13 protein-coding genes are annotated in these 20,955 nt (G+C 53.3%); 9 read left to right on the top strand and 4 right to left on the bottom strand.

Annotated features, from left to right (window positions below; genetic code table 11):
• Window positions 1–149 precede the first annotated feature (149 nt).
• Window positions 150–1,064, top strand: coding sequence for an EamA family transporter RarD (rarD, locus tag EHSB41UT_RS18345; protein ID WP_087112314.1), 915 nt, complete (start codon window positions 150–152; stop codon window positions 1,062–1,064).
• Here rarD and EHSB41UT_RS18340 read toward each other — a convergent pair.
• Entirely contained in the window at window positions 1,059–1,685 is a 627-nt protein-coding gene (locus EHSB41UT_RS18340) for a chalcone isomerase family protein (protein WP_087112313.1), read from the bottom strand. The genes rarD and EHSB41UT_RS18340 overlap by 6 nt on opposite strands.
• A gap of 365 nt (window positions 1,686–2,050) precedes the next feature.
• Between EHSB41UT_RS18340 and lon the strand changes: the two genes are divergently transcribed.
• Together lon and EHSB41UT_RS18330 are read left to right on the top strand one after the other, a co-directional pair.
• Window positions 2,051–4,441 (top strand): endopeptidase La, encoded by a 2,391-nt coding sequence (gene lon / locus EHSB41UT_RS18335; protein ID WP_087112312.1) that lies wholly within the window; start codon window positions 2,051–2,053, stop codon window positions 4,439–4,441.
• 302 nt (window positions 4,442–4,743) lie between these two features.
• The gene (locus EHSB41UT_RS18330) at window positions 4,744–9,768 is read left to right on the top strand and encodes a hypothetical protein (RefSeq protein ID WP_087112311.1); all 5,025 of its coding nucleotides are present in this window, start codon (window positions 4,744–4,746) and stop codon (window positions 9,766–9,768) included.
• A 58-nt stretch (window positions 9,769–9,826) separates the two neighbouring features.
• On the opposite strand, the gene EHSB41UT_RS18325 is transcribed toward EHSB41UT_RS18330, so the two are convergent.
• On the bottom strand, window positions 9,827–10,441 hold the full coding sequence (locus tag EHSB41UT_RS18325) for a riboflavin synthase subunit alpha (RefSeq protein ID WP_087112310.1): 615 nt from the start codon (window positions 10,439–10,441) through the stop codon (window positions 9,827–9,829).
• A 37-nt stretch (window positions 10,442–10,478) separates the two neighbouring features.
• The gene (locus tag EHSB41UT_RS18320; RefSeq protein WP_087112309.1) at window positions 10,479–11,006 is read right to left on the bottom strand and encodes an NUDIX hydrolase; all 528 of its coding nucleotides are present in this window, start codon (window positions 11,004–11,006) and stop codon (window positions 10,479–10,481) included.
• 142 nt (window positions 11,007–11,148) lie between these two features.
• On the opposite strand from EHSB41UT_RS18320, the gene ppnN reads away from it, so the two are divergent.
• From ppnN to EHSB41UT_RS18305, 3 genes are all read left to right on the top strand, one after another.
• Window positions 11,149–12,528, top strand: a complete 1,380-nt coding sequence (gene ppnN, locus EHSB41UT_RS18315; RefSeq protein ID WP_087112308.1) for a nucleotide 5'-monophosphate nucleosidase PpnN — start codon at window positions 11,149–11,151, stop codon at window positions 12,526–12,528.
• Between the two features lie 179 nt (window positions 12,529–12,707).
• Window positions 12,708–13,790 carry a PfkB family carbohydrate kinase gene (locus tag EHSB41UT_RS18310; protein WP_087112307.1) on the top strand — a complete coding sequence of 361 codons (1,083 nt, stop codon included), beginning with the start codon at window positions 12,708–12,710 and terminating at the stop codon, window positions 13,788–13,790.
• Between the two features lie 32 nt (window positions 13,791–13,822).
• A complete protein-coding gene (locus EHSB41UT_RS18305; protein WP_087112306.1) occupies window positions 13,823–14,737 on the top strand; it encodes a pseudouridine-5'-phosphate glycosidase in 915 nt (304 codons plus the stop codon).
• A 108-nt stretch (window positions 14,738–14,845) separates the two neighbouring features.
• On the opposite strand, the gene EHSB41UT_RS18300 is transcribed toward EHSB41UT_RS18305, so the two are convergent.
• Entirely contained in the window at window positions 14,846–16,741 is a 1,896-nt protein-coding gene (locus EHSB41UT_RS18300) for a DEAD/DEAH box helicase (protein WP_087112305.1), read from the bottom strand.
• Window positions 16,742–17,397: 656 nt separating this feature from the next.
• Between EHSB41UT_RS18300 and EHSB41UT_RS18295 the strand changes: the two genes are divergently transcribed.
• The 3 genes from EHSB41UT_RS18295 (at window position 17,398) to EHSB41UT_RS18285 (ending at window position 20,953) form a co-directional block, all read left to right on the top strand.
• Window positions 17,398–18,315 (top strand): glutaminase, encoded by a 918-nt coding sequence (locus EHSB41UT_RS18295; protein ID WP_087112304.1) that lies wholly within the window; start codon window positions 17,398–17,400, stop codon window positions 18,313–18,315.
• Window positions 18,316–18,559: 244 nt separating this feature from the next.
• Window positions 18,560–20,011: a Na+/H+ antiporter NhaC gene (gene nhaC / locus EHSB41UT_RS18290; protein ID WP_165767318.1), complete on the top strand. Its 1,452-nt coding sequence runs from the start codon at window positions 18,560–18,562 to the stop codon at window positions 20,009–20,011.
• A 42-nt stretch (window positions 20,012–20,053) separates the two neighbouring features.
• Entirely contained in the window at window positions 20,054–20,953 is a 900-nt protein-coding gene (locus tag EHSB41UT_RS18285) for a CvfB family protein (protein ID WP_087112302.1), read from the top strand.
• Window positions 20,954–20,955: the final 2 nt, after the last annotated feature.

Raw genomic sequence — 20,955 nt, 5'->3', positions numbered from 1 at the left:
AAAAGGTGTGACTCAGAAGTCCCGCCTGAGGTATAAAATGAAATTCCGTATGGCCGGACGCCATAAACGACAGCGGGCTCTATCGCGCGGGCACTATATAACGCCACTCATAGTGTTTTACCAGCCCTTTTTCAAAACGGTTCCATAAATTGCAAACAAGTAATGCTGACAGCACCGCGGCACAGACCTCAATTGCCGCTTTTTCAGCCATAGGTGCTTTTGTTATCTGGGGGCTGGTACCCATCTACTTCAAACAGGTGGCTCATGTTCAAGCCCTTGAAGTACTGGCTAACCGGGTCGTCTGGTCTTTTGTTCTGCTGGGCCTGATTGCCTGGTTCTTTGGGCATCGTAAATCGGTCATTACCATTGCCACAGATAAGAAACAGTTAAAAATACTGCTGCTGTCTTCTGTGCTGATTGCAGTCAACTGGCTGACGTTTATCTGGGCGATCAGTAACAACCGGATTGTGGAAACCAGTCTGGGTTATTACCTCAACCCGATTGCCAGTGTTCTGCTGGGTACCCTGCTGCTACGGGAAAGCTTAAGCCGTCCGCAAGTGATTGCCTTATTGCTGGCCAGCTCCGGTGTTTGCTGGCAGTTGTTTACTTTGGGGAAAATTCCGACAGTCTCACTTCTCTTGGCCGTCAGTTTTGGTTTGTATGGACTGGTAAGAAAACAGGCCGCACTGCCTGCTATTCCCGGGCTGTTTATGGAAACTCTGATGCTGTTGCCTATTGCCTTGGGCTTTATGATCTGGCTGACCTGGCAGGGTGAGTCCTCCTTTACGCTGTCGGATCCAACTACCAGTGGCCTGTTGATTCTGGCAGGTGCCATTACATCGGCACCACTTTTGTTGTTTACCAGCGCAGCCCCCAAGTTACGACTGACAACACTTGGGTTTCTGCAATATATCGGCCCAACACTCTCATTGAGCCTTGGAGTACTGGTTTATGGTGAGCCGTTTGGCCCGAACATCAAAATCAGCTTTCTGTTTATCTGGGCAGCACTGGTAGTCTTTTCCATTGATGCCGTTATCGCCCGGAGACGGCTCAAGCGCCTATGACTTTTTCTCGGGCTTGTCGTCTTCTTTCAAGCCCAGAATACCGTTCTTGAAATCTCTGCTGACTGGATTCTTGCCGATCCATACAGTCAGCAGAGCATTAAAGAAGTCCTTGCCGGGAATCACCCCTCGCACCTCTCCATTAATAATGACGCGAGTCCCCAATCCGGGAACATATTCAGCCATCCCCTGCTCACCGCGTTTAAGGCGACCGGAGAACATTTCCGTCAGCTGTTCCAGCTTACCCTCATAGCCTTTCAGTTCGGCAGGAGAAATATTCAGCTCCAGCGCCTCATTCATTACCGAAGTAATTCGTCGGCCGCTGACACTGCGCGCCATGATGTGGAACACCATACGCTTATACCCTTCATCCTGATAAATCTGTTCAGGATCGGTACTGGGGTTTTCCATATACAGCTGGCCGATATAGGCATCCACCAGCAAATACATAACCCGTAGAGATGCGCCGTTCAGCTGCATAGCCGGACGTTCATCCGTCGCAGGAAGCACATCGGGAATATCCACACCTTTGACGTTCATGGCATGGGATGGAGCAGAAAGAACAAATGACAGCAGACAACCGGACAGCGTCAAAAAACGCAAGCGAGACCAGAGTATGGACATAAGAATGACCTGTTATTTTTATTTTTCTGTCAGTCGTCTATTTAATAGCTTCTTAGCCGTCAAATCAACAAAGCCGTACGAACGTACATAAATACACTCTCCCTGTTCCTGTCTTCTGTCGTGCACAGACCTGCACAGATGAGGATTTCAGCCATAATTTCCTTCATACCCTTTTAAAACCGGAAAGCCGCCATTATCTATAAAGCAAAGAGTGACTGACCCGAAGCCTGCAGCGGTGACCGACTCCTTCCGATGACTCACTACCAGGCCCCAAACCAGTACACAACATCATTGTCCGAGCCGGGTGAGATCGATCCAGGGATCCAGCACCGGACACACTGCACAGAGAGCTTGCGAATACAGTTATGAGCGAAGAATACGACGACACTGCAGAGTACATTGAGAAAGGCGACAATGAGTTGGGCAGTACCGCTTTAACACTTCCCCACCAGAATCTGCCGGACAAGCTTTATATTATTCCCGCCACTAACCGGCCATTTTTCCCGGCTCAGGTTCAGCCGCTGGTGTTTGGCGCCAAGCACTGGGAAGAAACCCTCAAGCGTGTTGCCCAGACCGACCATAAAGCACTTGGTCTTTCCTACGTGCCTGATATTGCCGGCGAAGTTGCCGAACCGGAGGAGTTTCCGGAAATCGGCTGCGTGGTCAAAATCCATAATATTGTTGAAGTGGATGATCAGGTGCAGTTTATCGCCCTGGGCGTACAACGCTTCCGCATCGTCAACTGGCTGCGCCGCCGCCCACCATTTCTGGCGCAGGTCGAATATCTGGAAGATCCGGTCGAGGACGAGGACACCCTCAAGGCTTACGCCATGGCCCTGATCAACGCGATCAAGGAGCTGCTGCCTCTCAACCCGCTCTACAGCGAAGAGCTGAAGAACTACCTGAACCGGTTCAGTCCTCGCGAACCTTCGCCGCTGGCCGACTTTGCTGCTGCGATCACCACTGCACCAGGCTCCGAGCTGCAGGAAGTACTGGAAACCATCTCCGTACAGCGTCGTATGGAAAAGGTTCTGGTGCTGATCCGCAAAGAGCAGGAGGTGGCCAAGCTGCAGAGCCAGATCAGTGAGGAAGTAAACCTCAAGATCAACAAGCATCAGCGCGAGTTCTTCCTCAAGGAACAACTTAAAGTCATCCAGAAAGAGCTGGGCATTGCCAAGGATGACAAAACTGCGGAGATGGAAGAGTTCCAGAAGCGGCTGAAAGGAAAAACCATCCCGGAAGCCGCCCAGAAGAAGATCGATGAAGAGCTGAACAAGTTCTCCATGCTAGAGATCGGCTCGCCGGAATTCAGCGTCACCCGTAATTATCTGGACTGGGCTACGTCCCTGCCCTGGGGCATTCTGTCAGAGGATAACCTCGATCTGGCCCATGCCCGCAAGGTGCTGAACAAGGATCATGACGGTCTGGATGATGTCAAAGATCGGATTATCGAGTTCCTGGCTGTGGGTGCCTACAAGCAGGAAGTTGCCGGTTCTATTCTTCTGCTCGTCGGCCCGCCGGGTGTTGGTAAAACCTCGATCGGCCAATCTGTTGCCAACGCACTGGGGCGCAAGTTCTATCGCTTCAGTCTGGGCGGTATGCGCGATGAAGCCGAGATCAAAGGCCACCGTCGTACCTATATTGGCGCCCTGCCCGGCAAGCTGGTACAGGCCCTGAAAGAGGTCGATGTCAGCAACCCGGTGATTATGCTGGATGAGATCGACAAGATCGGCGCCTCGTTCCGTGGCGACCCGGCTTCCGCTCTGCTGGAAGTGCTTGATCCGGCACAGAACAGCGAGTTCCTGGATCACTACCTGGATATGCGCATTGATCTGTCGAAGGTGTTGTTTATCTGTACTGCCAACCAGCTGGATACCATCCCGGGGCCGCTGCTGGATCGTATGGACACTCTGCGTCTGTCCGGTTATATCACTCAGGAAAAAGTGGCGATTGCCAAAAACCACCTGTGGCCTAAGCAGCTGAGCAAAGCCGGGCTTAAGAAATCTCAGCTCAAAATCAGTGATGCCACCCTGAAGACTCTGATCGAAGGGTACGCCCGTGAATCCGGTGTGCGTCATTTGGAGAAACTACTGGCGCGCATTATTCGCAAGGCGGTGCTGAAAATCCTTGAAGACCGTGACCTGAAGATCAAGATCGGCATTAAGGATCTCGAAGACTATCTGGGCAAACCTTACTTCAGCAAAGAGAAGGTTATTCAAGGCGTTGGTGTCATTACCGGCCTGGCCTGGACCGCCATGGGCGGCGCTACCCTGCCGGTTGAAGCCAGCTGCGTGCATACCCTGCGTCCGGGCTTCCGCCTGACCGGCCGTCTGGGTGAGGTGATGAAGGAGTCGGCTGAGATTTCCTACAGCTATATAATGAGTAACCTGAAGAAGTTCGGCGCTCAGGAAGATTTCTTCGACAAGTCCCATATCCATCTGCACGTACCGGAAGGTGCAACACCGAAGGATGGCCCAAGTGCCGGTGTCACTATGGCCAGCGCCCTGTTGAGCCTGGCCCTCAACAAGAAGCCGAAGCCGATCGCCATGACGGGAGAACTGACCCTGACCGGCCATGTTCTACCGGTTGGCGGGATACGGGAAAAGGTGATTGCAGCTCGACGCAGTAATATCAAGACCGTGATTCTTCCAGAAGCCAATCGGAGGGACTTTGAGGAACTGCCTGAGTTTATCCGTGATGGGATGACGGCCTACTTTGCGCAGACCTTTGCTGATGTCGAGAGACATCTGTTTTAATCTGCGCTAATGACCACCCAATAAATAATTACTACCCAATAAAAAAGCTGCTTACCCCGTGTGGGTGAAGCAGCTTTTACTTCTATGCTCGCTCTAGCAGCGTAGGCAACCCACGCTTGGACTTATCAAAAAGAGCCTAATCAACATAGTTCGTCACTAAGCCGACTGTCCACTCCCCCTCAAGAACAAAATCTTTTAATAACAGTCAGTTAATAATCTCTGGTTACTTCCTATTCCTCAGTCTTCTCAATCACGAAGACGCTAGACTAAAAAGAAGCTATAAACTGGCAGGATGCCTCACCATGTCGGGTTCCATAAACCGTCCCACGGGAACACAACCCTCTCCCTCTTCGCTCCCCCCGGAGTCGCAGCCTAAACATCTGCCGGATGAAGAAATCCAGAAGACGTCTCTAGTTGAAAGTCAGGAACCCAAACGCTCCACCCGAGCGGTACCGGATCAACCCCGGCAGCTTCCGTCGAATCCCAACGAATTGCCCAGACGCTCCCCTCCTGAGCTGTTGAGTGAAGCCGATCTTCTGCTGACTCAGGCCGACCCGCTTCTCAATCGCACCAAGGATGGCCGCATGGTCAGCTATCTTGGCCTGGCTCGAGAAAAATCGGGCATTGAAGAACATAGCGACAAACAACTCAATGAGCGGACTCCCCGTAAGCACCCGTCTACAAGTACCAGCTGGTTCAGTCCGGCCTCATGGAAACTGTTTCGCTCAAAAACCACAGACGAGCGCTCGGTAACACTGACTGACCGAACCCGGCTTATAGACCGCCAGCTTCTCTTTCGCCTGCTGAGCTTTGGCCTGTCCTTTTTTGCCAAAGGTCTGAGTACTTATGACCTGTCCGGTGCCCTGAAAAGCCTCTCGAATGCCTACCACAAGTCCCGCTCGGGCCAACCGTTCCAGCCGGAAGAGATCAAGCTGAAAAGTTTGACCCTGAGTGCCAACAATATTTCTCTATCCAACGTCACCATCAAGATAAAAGCCCTTGAAGCTGTTGGCGAGGGAGAAGGTGAAGACGCCTTTAAGAAACTAAGAATCAAAGCCTCAGTGACCGGCCAGGCCGCAGTCAAGATGGGCGGAGGAAAGGAAGAGGATGTCGAGGTCAATATTTCCGATGCCGATCTGACCCTCAATTTTGAAAAAGGCACCTACCTGCAGCGCCTGCTCAGCACCGGCAGTATCTATGGCAATATCACCGCCCTGTTTATGAATCTCAAGGCCTGGCGACAAAACGTCATTCCACAACAGATCCAGTGTCAGGTTCGCAATGCTGAAATCCAGACGGTCCTGAAAGGCACCGATGCCGGCCGATCTGCCATTAAATTAAACAGTGCTGATATTATTGCCGACTTCCCCACAAGTGCTCCCTCCACAACAGATGGTGGGAACAACCCTCTGCATGTGCAGCTGCAAAATGTGGATGCTCAGGTGCAAACCCACAATATGGAACCCCTGCTGCCGGAAACTCATCGCCAGATTCTGTCTGAAGTCTTCCCATATACCGCCCGTGGCACCAATGATATAAAGGTGAAGTCTGACCTGATCAATATCACTCACGACAACGGTACCCTAAAGGTGGCCTGCCCTGAACTGAAGGCCGAATCATCCGGCGATATCACCCTTAAGGAGGGTGTCATTAAAGGCCTGACAGTCGCTACGCAGTCTTCCAGCGAGATGATGCCTACCCCATCCGTAGTGGCCGGCGAGATTCAGACAGGCCGTACAAAAACGGCCATCGGTTTTCGGGAAGCATCAGGGGATCTTTGTATCCCGCAATCCACCTTTAAACAACCCTACGATATTACCGGCCCGGTCAAGCTTGGGCGGGGTGTGGTCTATATCAAGGCCGAGCATGAAGGCCCCCGTAATGCTCTGGATGTCGCGTTCAAAATCAAAGATGGCGAGGCGGATCTCAACGGCGGCATTCAGGCCAAAGGTAAGGCGCCGACAATTACCGGCCATGTGGATGTCAGCCGCAATATTACCCAGATTTCTATCCCGGAAGTCGATGCCGAGTCTTTTGCTCTGTCCAGCCGTCCCGATGAGGTGACTGATAAATCACTGCTGCTGCAAGGTGGCGGTACGGCCAGAGATATCTCTATTCATGTTGCCCGTACCTCAGATCCCACCGGGGAAATTGAAACCGAGATCGGGATCGGACAGATCGATGCCCACAACACTGACGGTCTGTTGAAAGCACAATCAGCCAAAGTGCGTAATGCTTCATTGAAATACAAATCGGTTCCCAGCTCGCCAGACGATGAGGAGACATCCCCACCGGGTAATGACCTGGCTCTGATGAGGATCAAAGCGGAGCAGGTCAAACTGGAAGGCGGAGAACTGCAGAAAAGTATTACCGGCGAAAGTCTGGACATCAAACTGGATACCGCCACGTTGCATAACTGCGGCGTGGGCTATTTGATGAATACCGCCCCGACCACAGAAGTCGACCAGAAAGAGTACACCCTGTCTCGCAAGGTTGAAGCCTGGCAGACGCCGCAAAGCAAACTGTCGTACACCGATCTGGAAGTCTCGGTCGAAGAACTGGATGCACAGACTCGAATCGCCTTACCGAACGCCTCCCCGGATAACGAAACAGGAGCTATCCCACAGGTTTCCGGACCACTGAATATCAAGCAAGTTGGCTTTTCCATGGGTTTTGATGCCGAGAAAGGCCTGGACTATGTCAAAACCAGTTTCCCCAAAGCCACGCTTCAAATCACTGAAGGCGATACTGTCGGGACAGTCACAGGCACCGCCGGCAATATCGTTGCCTGGAAAGGCACAGAGAGCTCACCGGATGCCCTTTCAACCAAAATCATGTTCAAAGAACTGAAAGGGGAAGGCCTGAATCCCTCCGCTTCCTACCTGCCCAAGCATCTTTCGGTCGGCACAGACTTGAGCCTCGGCGGTATAGCCATTGAAACCTCAACTCAGCCTCCGGAAAAACTCTCCACCAAAGATGCCAACGGTGACGAGCAGTTCACAGCCCGCCCTGTTCAGATTAAAGGGATAGTGAACAGCACCCGACTGACCAGCAAGCTGTCCATGGATGATCAGGCCGGCCAGAAGGCTGTAGAAACACTGACCAACACTCTGGAAGCCGCCAGGCAACACCTGCCGGATAACGAAAAGAAGCAGCTTGATCCCTTGTTCAAACAGCTGGAAGAGGTCAAGGACCGACAGGACACAGCACCCAGCAAACCATTAAGCCAGACAGTCTCTCTGGGCACGGGACTTCTGGAGTTCCAGTCCGATACTAATAAGCAAGGTTTTCAGACATCAACCGTTTCAACAGACAACATAGAAGCGTCTCTCTCTCAGGGGCCGGTAAAAGGCCATGGACAGGTGAAGAATGCCTTCTACAAAACCGATAAAAAGACTGGCACCTCATCCACCGAGGCTATTGTTGAACAGGTTCGTATTGATGAACTGCAATCCGATACCACTCGCGTTCCTGTCACCCTTGAGCTGACCCGACCTGCCGAGATCAACAATATCCGAGTCAATCTGGAAAGCTTTGAAGAGGTCAGTGAAAGCCATATCAATGTGGACTCAGCCCAAATGCAGGCCCAGGTCGGTATGGCCGGGCAGATTGAAGAGAATGGGGTTACCCGCCCGCTGAAGCCCATGACTTTGAAAACGTCAGCCGCTCAAATCAGCAGCACCGCCCAAAACAGCAGCCAGCAAAAACTCTCTACGACAACGGTTGGCAACCTGAATCTGGATATCAAAGACACCCAGGATCAACTGGGTACCGATCTGGATATTAAAATGACCGGCAATAATCTGCTGGTTTCCCAGGAAATCACGGGGTCCGAAGAGGAACAGGAGCGCAGGGTCACGACCGAGCTGGGCTCCTCAGCCTTCAGTATCAGCGGCGACCTGAATGGTGACGCCCGCACTGGGCGATTGGGCGTGACTGTCGTGAAAAATCAACAGGGCGTCAGAATCAACCCCCGCTATGATGCCCGTGAGATTCATACCAACTTCCCGAACCTCGCCCCAGAACTAACCCGACTGCTGAAACACAAGCAAAATGTTCTGCAGCAGAGTGCCCTCGGTAAACTGGTGGACCTTCAGCTCAATCCGAATCTGGATGCCGACCTGAGTGGCCAGATCAGCCTGTCAGCCGGCGGCGCCCTTTCCCCCTTTATTGGCATGCTGGTCGGCTATGTGGAAAACCGACTGGCCAAAGGGGCACTGAAAGCCTTCAGTGTTTTGACCAAGCCAATTAACTTCCGTATTCACCTGACCAACCTTCCGGTTACCAATGGCCGAACCACACTGGCTGCAGTGATCAGCTGCCTCAGTATCTCTTTCTCCAGCCGAACGGTGGCACTGACGCCTTACGCCAAGATTTACCAGGGCGTGGCTTTGGCCGCCCGCTCTACCGTACTGATGCCCGTTTTCAAAAAGTTGGGGCTGGTGGATGAAAGCACTGGAGAGATCTCCGTGGCTAAGATCTTTGAACGGATCAAGCCGGATATACGACTGGTTTCAGCCAGTGAGGTGCCAACCATTCAGGTGGCCAGTGCCGGTGACCCGCTGATGGACGCTCGCAATATTCTGCAGATCGGCCAGACGCTCCCGGACAACTGGAATGATGATGTCTATCAGCAGGTTGTTTTACAGCGCATAAAAACCATGCGCCGGCAGAACCAGGATTTGAATGAATATACCTGGACCAGTAAACAAGAGCGTGACGTCATGCTCGCCAAAATCCAGCAAGACTACCCCATACCCCGAACGCTGGCAGAGTTTAATAATCGGGAAGCGTTTTTCGCCTGTTTGCAGGAAGAGATTCAGACCTGCAGAGAAAGTGTGGTTCTGGCCGAGGTCTATAAGAATGCCCGTGACCGGGTGCCGCCACTGATTGTAAGCGGCACTGGTACTGAAATGGATGCAACACCTGAAGTGGCACCAACCAATATTCCAAAAGTGAGAGCCGGTTATGAACAGGGCCATACCACCTACTCCCGACTGGACCCGGATCATATACAGAGCTGTATGGAACGGATACAGACACAGCTGCCTCATTGGATACGTGAGCCCAACAGTACCAGCGATCGTGCACAGGAGCTTATTGATAAGCAGCGCATCAGCAACCAGCGTCTCCTGCACAGTAAATCCTGGCTGGGCGTATTGAACCTGCTGGAAAAAGCCCGATTACAGTCTCTGGATCACGAGGAGAAGCGCAAGCTCTGGAGGGCATGCCAACATATCAACCGGGAAATTCATAAAATCCTCGCTCCGATCGCCTACTCCAGCGGTATTAACCCGCTGGACCATATGATTACCCCGTACAAATAACCAAACGAAAAAAGGGCCTGAGCAGGCCCTTTTCTCTTCTTAGCGAAGATGTCTGGTATCAGATATTTCTGGCTTCCAACACCTTCTTCACGGTATCAACAATGGCCTGCGTCTGTGGGTCAATCTCCATATTAATCCGGTCACCAACCCGCACATGGCCAAATACCGTCTGGCGCAATGTTTCCGGAATCAGGTGTACACAGAACTCCTTATCAGAGACTTCCGCACCAATGGTCAGACTGGCCCCATTCAGCCCGATATAACCCTTAGGCAGAATGTAATCCTGCCAGCGGCTGTCGAAGCGGAAGGTGACTTTGGTGTTATCCGGGGTTTTATCAACAGCCGACACTTCCACCGTGTCGTGGATATGGCCGGACATGGAATGACCACCGATCTCATCACCAAAGCGGGCTGCCCGCTCGACATTGACCAGAGTTCCAGCCTTGATGCTGCTGAGATTGGTAACCCGCAGGGTTTCATCGATCACATCGAACTTGGCTGAGTCTTCGGTACACTGGGTGACGGTCAGGCAGACACCATTAACGGCAACACTGGCCCCAACCTGCAACCCAAGGCTCAGATCGTGCCCCAGCAGAATAGTGAAGGTGGCGAATCCATCCTTAAGCTCAACAGATTCAACTTCCCGTGTACCCTGAACAATTCCGGTAAACATACAACTCCTCAGGTCTTTCTACCCCAACGGGGTAAGATCAAAAGACACCATCGTTTTTTAATTTCTGCAGTGCCAGAAAGCTATCTGGTGTATAGGAACGAAACGCCGGGTTGGCAAGAATTCGATCCGGGTCATCTGTCACCACGCGAGCCACTTCTTCCGGCTGGGGAATTATCTCCCCATCCCACACGCAGGTATAGACCTTGCCCCAATGGCAGCAGCCATCGTCCTGATAATAAAAGTGAAACCGGGGCTCCAGAGCAACATCACGCACGCCCATCTCTTCTTCCAGCTCCCGGGCTGCGGCGACATCATATTCTTCCCCGGCAGCCACCACACCACCGGCTGCCAGATCATAAAACCCGGGCCAGACATCCTTGGTCAGCGTGCGTTCCTGAAAGACCAGCTGGCCGGAAGACGTGAAGATAAACACAAACGTTGCCCGGTGACACAAACGCTCATCCCTGACTTTTGACCGGGGCTCACTGCCGATAATGTTATTTTCCATATCGACAACCACCACCTGCTCGTCGTACGCATTAATCGGGTGATCATGTTCGGACATAGCTCAAAACTCCTGCGGGTTTTGTCTGTTATTGTAAGGACAGGCGCTTACGTTACCTCGCTTAAACGCGAGAAAACATTTCTGTTTGCAACATCATTCCTATACTTTGAAAAAGCGCCCGTCAGGCAGAGGAAGAAAATACATGACGGCACGATGCCAAACCGTTAATGCTCTGGTCAACCCTACTGGTTCCATGAATGTGCTGTCCTCCCGTGAGGTCAGCCAACTGCACGACACCAGCCAGACAGGTCTCTACACCCTGTTTCGCCAGTGTGCACTTGCCGTTCTGAGCTGCGATACCGAACTTGATGATGCCCGCGAGCTGATGGCTCTCTACAGCAACTTTGATATCCGCATTATCCAGGAACATCGCGGCCTGCAGCTGGAACTGGTGAATGCACCGTCCTGCGCCTTTGTAAATGGCGAACTGATCCGTGGTGTACGTCAGAACCTGTTCTCCGTTGTGCGTGACATCCTGCACCTGCACAGCGAACTTGAAGCCCATGGCCTCAGCAACCTCGACGATCCCCACGATATCACCAATCTGGTGTTTGAGATCCTGCGCCATGCCAATGCTTTCCGTCCTGGGCATCCACCTAATCTGGTGGTGTGCTGGGGTGGTCACTCCATCGGCCGGGAAGAGTACAAATACACGAAGGACGTCGGCTACCAGCTGGGCCTGCGGGGTATGGATATCTGCACTGGCTGTGGTCCGGGTGCTATGAAAGGTCCAATGAAAGGCGCCTACATTGGCCATGCCAAGCAGCGCATTCATAAAGGTCGCTTTGTCGGTCTGACCGAACCGGGCATTATCGCCGCCGAAAGTCCGAACCCGATCGTTAACGAACTGATCATCATGCCGGACATTGAAAAACGTCTGGAAGCGTTTGTCCGGATGGGACACGGCATTATCGCTTTTGCAGGTGGTCCGGGAACCTGTGAAGAGATTCTTTATCTGATCGGTATTCTTCTGCACCCGGACAACGAATGTCAGAACTATCCGTTTATTCTGACTGGCCCGGAATCATCCCGCGCCTACTTTGAGCAGATCGATGCCTTTATCGGCGACACTCTTGGTGAAGAGGCCCAGAAGCTTTACACCATCATCATTGATGATCCGGAAGAAGTGGCCAACCAGATGCAGAAGGGACTGAAAGAAGTTACCCGCTATCGTCGGGAGCACAACGATGCCTTCTATTACAACTGGAAACTGAATATTGATCGCAGCTTCCAGCACCCGTTTGAGCCAACCCATGAGAACATGGCGCAGCTGAATCTTCACAGCCATCTGCCAGCCGCGGAGCTGGCGGCCAACCTGCGCAGAGCCATGTCTGGCATTGTCGCTGGTAACATCAAGGAAGATGGACTGGCCAACATCCAGAAACATGGCAAGTTCAAACTCCATGGTGAACCGAAGTTGATGAAGCGGGTAGATGCTCTGCTGCAGGCTTTTGTTGAACAGCAGCGTATGAAACTACCCGGCAGCCATTACGAGCCTTGTTACGAGATAATCACAGAATAACAGCGCTCTTTTAATCCCTCTATAAGCCAGACCTGGTTCTTCCATGTCCGGCTTTTTATTGATCTGGCACAAACCACAAATAAACAAATGTTTGCACAACAAACTTTTGTTTGACAAAAAAACGGATCAACTCTGTAATAGCGGCTCGAACACTGTTGTCCTCAACCAAGTGACGGGCCATGACAGAGAAAGAGAAGCTGATTCTATCGGCCATTCGCCAAAACCCGCTGATCTCCCAGAAAGAACTGGGGCAGCAATCAGGTATGAGCCGTGAGGCCGTTGCCCATCACATCATGAACCTCACCCGCAAAGGGTTCATTCGTGGCAAAGGTTATCTGCTCAACAACCCGTTGGAAGTGCTGGTGATCGGTGGCTGCAACCTCGATATCCAGGGCATCCCGCTCCAGCACGGCCAGGCCGGTGACTCCCTGCCCGGCACAGTTACCATGACCCCGGGCGGTGTTGGTCGCAATATCGCTGAAAACCTGGCCAGACTGGGCCACCAGGTTCGTTTGATATCCGCTGTGGGTGAAGACGACGCTGGTAAACAACTGATCCAGGCCACCCGCTCCGCCGGTGTCGATACTTCATCCATCAAAGCTTTCTCAGGCTTCCGCAGCCCGGTTTATCTCTCGGTACTTGATCCGGAGCATGAGCTGCTGCAGGCGATCAACGATATGTCGGTCACCGAGCAGATGACTCCTGAGTTTCTCGCCGGCTGCACCCCGGATCTTCATCTGAGCCAGGCGTTGATCATTGATACCAACCTGAGCGAAGCCACCCTGACCTACCTGTTCCAGCGTCAGGATCTTCCTCCTGTCTTTGCCGACTGTGTTTCTGCTGCCAAGGCAGAACGCCTGAAGCCGTGGCTGCATCGCATTCACACCCTGAAACCGAATCGTATGGAAGCCAGTCTGCTTTGGGGACAGGAAATCCAATCCGAAGCCGATCTGCCGGCCTGCGCGAACTGGTTCCACGAGCAGGGCATCAGCCAGCTGTTTATCAGCCTCGGGGAAGAAGGTCTTTATGCCAGCCGCAGTGATGAACAGGTTCTGCTGCCTCCCGAGCAGATTACCGTAGCCAGCGTTGCCGGAGCCGGTGACGCCCTGATGGCCGGCCTGGTTCACAGCTGGATCAATCATCAGCCATTGGTCAACACGGCCAGAATTGCACAGGCCTGTGCCTGTCTGGCGCTTGAGCATCATGGCACCAACAATCCGGCCCTTAGCGCCGAAACTATCGAACAGCGTATTAACGCCTGATTTTTAACTCGTTCACCCACGGATAGAAAACCATGAACGCATATCTCGATATCCACCCGGAAGTTAAAGCCGCCCTGGAAGCCAACCAGCCGGTCGTTGCCCTGGAATCCACCATCATTTCCCACGGCATGCCTTACCCGGACAACGTCACTACCGCCCTGAAGGTAGAAGAAACCATCCGTGAAAATGGCGCAATCCCGGCCACTATCGCCATTATCGGTGGTCGTCTGAAAGTGGGCCTGACCCACGAAGAAATCGAATATCTGGGCAAGACCGGCCTGGCAATCACCAAGACCAGCCGTCGTGATATGCCGGTTATCATCAGCAAGAAGATGGATGGTGCCACCACTGTTGCCACCACCATGATGATCGCTGCCATGGCCGGCGTTAAAGTGTTCGCAACCGGTGGTATCGGTGGTGTGCATCGCGGCGCGGAAACCACCTTCGATATCTCTGCTGACCTGCAGGAGCTGGCCAACACTGACGTTGCCGTTGTCTGTGCGGGCTGCAAGTCCATCCTGGATATCGGTCTGACTCTGGAATACCTGGAAACCAACGGTGTTCCGGTTATTGGTTATCAGACCAAGGTTATGCCTGCTTTCTACAATCGCGAAAGTGACTTCGGTGTGGATTACCAGCTGGATACCGCCGAAGAGATCGCTGGCGCCATGAAGGCCAAGTGGGAAATGAATCTGAAGGGCGGCATGGTAGTTGCCAACCCGATTCCGGAACAGTTCTCCATGTCCCGCGATCTGATCGATCCTGCGATTGAACAGGCACTGCGTGAACTGGACGAACAGGGCGTGAAGGGCAAGGAGTCCACTCCATTCCTGCTATCTCGTGTTAAGGAGCTGACCGGTGGTGACAGTCTGGAATCCAACATTGAGCTGGTTCTAAACAACGCACGTCTGGGTGCGGCCATCGCCAAGTCTTATTGCGCTGCCTGAGCACAGTAAGCGACCTGACCCGATGAAATGCAATTGAAGGTCAAAAAAGAAGGGAGCCAGTGGCTCCCTTCTTTTTATCCAGCGAAAAGCGGATGATCAATCGTTGGCTTATTCGTTGCCACGGTTATCATCATTGCGACGCGGGGCACGACGTGGACGGTCGCCACGATCATCACGACCACCGCGCTCACCACGGTCGCTGAAGCTTCTGCGACGCTCGCCACCACGATCATTACGATCACCGCCAAAGCCACCACGGCCACCACGACGTTCGCCGCGATCACCACGTTCACCACCGAAGCCACCACGACCACCGCGGCCACCTTCAGGGTTTTCACGCCATTCGCGCAGACCAATCACCTGGTTGCGGATGGAGATTTCGCTCATGGTGCTCAGCACGTCCTGACCCAGAGTTTCCGGCAGGTAAACAGTGGAGAACTTGTCGAACAGACGGATATGACCGATATCGCGGCCAGAGATACCACCTTCGTTCGCGAGTGCACCTACGATTTCGCCAGGGCTTACACCGTGCTCACGGCCAACGCCGATACGGTAGCGCTTCTTGCCGATATTGCGAGGATCTTCACGGTCATCGCCACGACGGCCGCGACGTTCACCACGCTCACCGCGATCGCCACGGTCACCACGATCTTCCCACTGACGCGGCTCTGGCTCGTTACCATCCGGGAACGGACGCTCTTTCTGAGCCATGTAGCACAGGGCTGCAGCCGCATCTTCCATCTCGATGGCCTGCTCCTGAATCATTTCGTTCACAACTTCACGGTACTGGGACAGATCTTCGTTGCCGAGGATACAGGCCAGCTGCTCCTTGAAGTTCTTGATACGAATGTCGCGCACGTCACGCTGAGTCGGCAGACGCATCGGTTCGATCTTCTGACGAGTGGCGTGTTCGATAGCGCGCAGCATACGACGCTCGCGCGGAGCCGCGAACAGGATCGCAGTACCCTGACGACCAGCACGACCGGTACGACCGATACGGTGAACGTAAGCTTCGGTATCGTTCGGGATATCGTAGTTAACAACGTGGCTGATACGCTCAACGTCCAGACCACGAGCCGCAACGTCAGTCGCGATCAGGATGTCCAGAGAACCTTTCTTCAGACGATCAACCATCTTCTCACGCAGAGCCTGACTCATATCGCCATTCAGGGCTGCTGCAGAGAAACCACGGGCTTCCAGCTTTTCAGCCAGTTCCACAGTGGCAGAACGGGTACGCACAAAGATGATCATGGCGTCGAAATCTTCGACTTCCAGAATACGGGTCAGTGCGTCCAGCTTGTGCAGGCCGCTGGCCATCCACACCTTCTGGGTGATGGTGGCAACAGTGGTGGTCTTGGCACGAATTTCAACAGATACCGGATCCTGCAGATAGGTATCTGCAATGCGACGGATCGCCGGTGGCATGGTGGCAGAGAACAGTGCAGTCTGACGGCTCTTAGGAGTGTGATCCAGGATCCACTCGATATCGTCAACAAAGCCCATGCGCAGCATTTCGTCGGCTTCGTCCAGAACCACGGTCTTCAGGCTGTCCAGTTTCAGACTGCCACGACGCAGGTGGTCCATTACACGACCAGGGGTGCCTACAACCACCTGGGCACCACGGTGCAGACCGCGCAGCTGGCCACGCATATCCTGACCGCCGTAGATTGGCAGTACGTGGAAGCTCGGCAGATACTTGGCGTAGGTCTGGCAGGCTTCGGCTACCTGGATAGCCAGTTCACGGGTCGGGCACAGCACCAGTACCTGAGTATCGCTGTTGGTTACATCGATACGGGACAGGGTCGGCAGAGCAAATGCCGCCGTCTTACCGGTACCAGTCTGGGCCAGACCGAGCAGGTCCCGCCCTTCCAGCAGATGCGGGATACTGCGGGCCTGAATCGGTGATGGGGTTTCATAGCCGACATCACTGACCGCACGCAGAATGGCATCTGATAAAGGAAGCTGGTCAAAAGCGGTAATCGTTTCGATCTGGGTTTCTGGCATGAAAAAGCGCGCCTGTAGAAGTTTGAAAAAGCGGACGATCCTGTCGAAACAAGCCAAACACTGGCTATTGAAAGTCGTCCATCCTTAAGTATTTCGCAAACCATTTTCAGTTTTTTGTAAAGAAAAATGGTCAGCCTAAAGACTGCCCGGACAACCCGGAAGTTGTAGCCAGCACGAACAAAAGCCTTCGGCTTGTCGGTCAGCTGGACAGGTTCAAACAGTCAGTTAATCGGTAAGTCTTGATGCAGATGGGATTCGGATGCCGGCAGCCCTTTGTTCAATCCCTGCGTACTGATAATGCAGTGGATAACAAAGCGGCGTGATATTGAGGAGCAAAGTGCCCACACCTGTCTGTTACAGTAATCCAAGGCCCATTTCACATTCGTTCATACTTCAGCCTGTAACCTTCACAGGCTGCTGAAATCGGCTCGACTCGCAACAGAGCGCTGTGACCAGTCCGAGTATCGGGACGGGAAACAGCCGGTATATTCAGGGAGCTGACTTCTATGGACACGCATAGTAATGGCTGTCCAGTGGGAATGCAATACGGCAAAAACGCACACTTCTCCACTACGGAAAACCACTACTCCGACCAATTGATTTCACTTTACGCCAAACGTAACCTTACCGCCCCGTAAATCCCAGTCCGGATATACATGACTGACTTCGCATCCATTCTTGGCTCTTTGCCTGCCGCCATTGCACCTTACCAGGGTAAGGGCAAACAGGCTGATTACATTCCCGCTCTGGCTGAGATTCCGTCGGACAAGTTCGGTATGGCTATCAGTACCGTGGATGGGCGTGATTATGTCATCGGTGATGCTGAAGAAGGCTTCTCCATTCAGAGTATCTCGAAGCTGTTTACCCTCAGCCTGGCGATGCACTATGCCGGCGAGAGGGTATTCAAGCGGGTCGGTGTTGAGCCCTCCGGCAACCCGTTCAACTCGCTGTCCCAGCTGGAGAGCGAGAACGGCATTCCCCGTAATCCGTTTATCAACGCCGGTGCGCTGGTGATTGCCGATGTACTGCTGGGCCACTTAGGCTCACCCAAGCAGGACTTCCTCGATTATATGCGGGCGCTGTCCGGCAATCTGGACCTCCAGTATGACGAGCAGGTGTTCCGCTCCGAATACGACACCGGCCACCGTAATGCGGCCCTGGCCCACTATCTGTACAGCTTTGGCAATATCAAGCATCCGATCGCTCAGGTACTGGATTTCTACTTCTATCAGTGTTCCCTGAATATGAGCTGCCTGGATCTGGCCCGGGCCAGCCGCTTTCTGGCCATGGAAGGACAGCACCCGTTCCGTGACGAGCGGGTGGTCTCGCCACTGCAGGCCCGCCGGATCAACACTCTGATGATGACCTGCGGCACCTACGATGAAGCCGGCGAGTTTGCCTTTCATGTCGGCCTGCCCTGCAAGAGCGGTGTCGGTGGCGGGATTGTCGCGACTGTACCGGGCAAGATGTCGATCTGCGTCTGGAGCCCGGAACTGGGCAAGAAAGGTAACTCACTGCCTGGCATGCAGGCGCTGAAAACCTTTGTTGAAAAGACAGGTCTGGCGGTTTTCTAAACCGCCTCTCTGGTGATTCCCCTCCAACCTCTTCTCTTCCTTTCCCAACGTCCATAACCGGGCTGACAGCTTCACTAACAGTCTGGCGACCCGGCTGTCAGTATCACTAACAATCCGGGCGTAGCCACTGGCAGGCTGATGCCTGATCACCAATACTGTTTCACCTTGGAGTTGTATTGCCCGGGTGACAAACGTTCTGACCGCCATCATGCGACTCATTTCAAGTCTTTACGGAAGGAGAGGCATGATGAGAACCGCAAAACCACCCACGCTACTGCAAACACTTCTGGTGCTGGGCCTGTTTCTGACCATGGCTTTCAGCTTTACCACCCTGCTCCATCTGCCGGTCATGCTGGCGCTGTTTATCGGCTGGTTTGTGATTATCGGGCTGGGTATGTATCTGGGCTGCACCTACCGGGATCTGGAAGAAGCGGCCGCCTTTGGCATCTTTGAAGGTATGCCTGCACTTCTGATCCTTTTTGCGGTGGGCGCCATGATCGGCACCTGGATTGTCGGCGGCATTGTTCCCGGTCTGATCTATTACGGTCTGCAGCTGATCAGCCCCAGCTTCTTCCTGCCTACCACGCTGATCATCTGCTCTATTACCGCTTTGGCAACGGGAACATCCTGGGGAGCAGCCGGTACAGCCGGCATTGCCATGATGGGCATCGGTGAAGGCTTCGGGATGGACCCGGCCCTGGTGGCAGGAGCCGTGCTTTCCGGTGTTTACTTCGGCGACAAGCTTTCACCCTTATCTGACAGCGTTCTACTGGCTTCCTCCATGAGCGGCGTGGAAATTCGCAGCCATATAAAAGCCATGCTGCCGATCAGCCTGTCAGCCTACCTGATCACGCTGGTGATGTTTACCATCGTCGGCCTGAACCATAGCAGCGGTCATACTCTGGAACATATTCAGACTCTGACCCGTCTGCTGAATGAATACTTCGTCCTCTCCCCACTGATTTTCCTGCCACCTCTGCTTGTTATGGGCATGCTGGCTTTGCGCGCCCCCGCCTTCCCGGTGATATCCCTGGGAGCCCTGTTGGGTGTTGGCTATGCCATCTACTTTCAGGACACTAACCTGATTACCGCACTGGGGAGCCTGTGGGATATCCCAGCCATTGAAACCGGCCACGCCTTTACTGACCGGTTGCTGAACCGGGGCGGTATTCTTTCGATTATGCCCTCGGTGGCGATGATTATTTTCGGGCTGGGGTTTGGCAGCCTGCTGGTTAAGGTGGGGATCGTTCAGCTGCTGGCGAATCATCTGCAGAGCTATGTCACCAACGAAAGTCGTCTGACCAACTGCACACTGCTCACGGCCTTTCTCGGCAACCTGCTTGGCAGTGCCATGTATGTCTCTCTGATCCTTACCCCTAAACTGCTTTCAGAAACCAGCGACAAGCTGGGAGCTGACCGTCGTTTGCTGTCCCGCAACACCGAGTTTGGTGGCACCCTGACCTCAGGTATGGTGCCGTGGAGTGACAACGGTACCTTTATGGCCGGTATTCTTGGCGTCAGCACCCTAAGCTATCTGCCGTATATGTGGCTATCGTTCAGCTGTCTGGCGATTGCTATTGCCGTCTCCTGGTATCGGACCATCAACCATCGCACAACTCAGTTTGACGGTGACTATGCCCTGCAACAGCTGCAGAACAACCCATTGCTACACAGAAGAACGACTGAGAACGATTGAGGTGATATAATCCGCGCCCAATTTTCTCAGCCCAGTGTCATTATGAAAGACCAGGATCACAATCAACCCGCCGACGGCCAAAGTGAACGCACCAACAACCTGCATGTGCGTATCGGCCACTGGAATACCCTGAAGATCATTCGGGAAAAGCCGTTTGGTGTCTTTCTGGAAGGCGGGCAGTATGTCGATATCCTGCTGCCCAAGCGTTACGTTCCCGAAGGCAGCAAGATCGGTGATGAAGTGAATGTCTTCATCTATCTGGATTCCAATGATGATGTTATCGCCACCACTGAAACTCCGAAGGCAGAGCTGGGTCAGTTTGCCGGCCTGAAAGCTGTCGAAGTGAATCAGATTGGCGCGTTTCTGGACTGGGGTCTGCCGAAGCAGTTGCTGGTGCCATTCAGCGAGCAGAAAATGCGGATGCGCGAAGGCCAGTACTATGTTGTTTACCTGTATCAAGAACAGCGTAACTTCCGGATAGTGGCCTCTTCCAAACTGGATAAGTTCCTGGATCCGCGTCCGGGCCGTTATAAAAACGGTCAGACCGTCGATCTGCTGATCTTTGATAAAACCGATATTGGTTATATGGCGATTATTAATAACCGCCATCAGGGTGTGATCTTCCAGAACGATATCCACCAGCCGGTACGCATCGGCCAAAAGCTGACCGGTTATATCAAGCGGGTGCGGGACGACAAGAAGATCGATCTGACCCTGAACAAGCCCTATGACTTCAAGTCCACAGACTTCAGTGACCAGATCATTGCCAGGCTAAAAGAGAATGATGGCTTCCTGCCTTTGCACGACAAGAGCGCGCCGGAAGAGATCGGCCGATTCTTCAAGACCAGCAAGCGGGTGTTCAAGATGGCCATTGGCGGACTCTACAAACAAAAGAAGATTACTATAGATAAAGATGGTATTCGTTTGATCGAAAACGCCTGAGT

This window comes from Parendozoicomonas haliclonae (genome assembly GCF_900174585.1).
Classification (GTDB): Bacteria; Pseudomonadota; Gammaproteobacteria; order Pseudomonadales; family Endozoicomonadaceae; genus Sansalvadorimonas; species Sansalvadorimonas haliclonae.
Note: the sequence above shows the minus strand (reverse complement) of the source record. Positions and strands in the feature narration are given on the sequence as shown.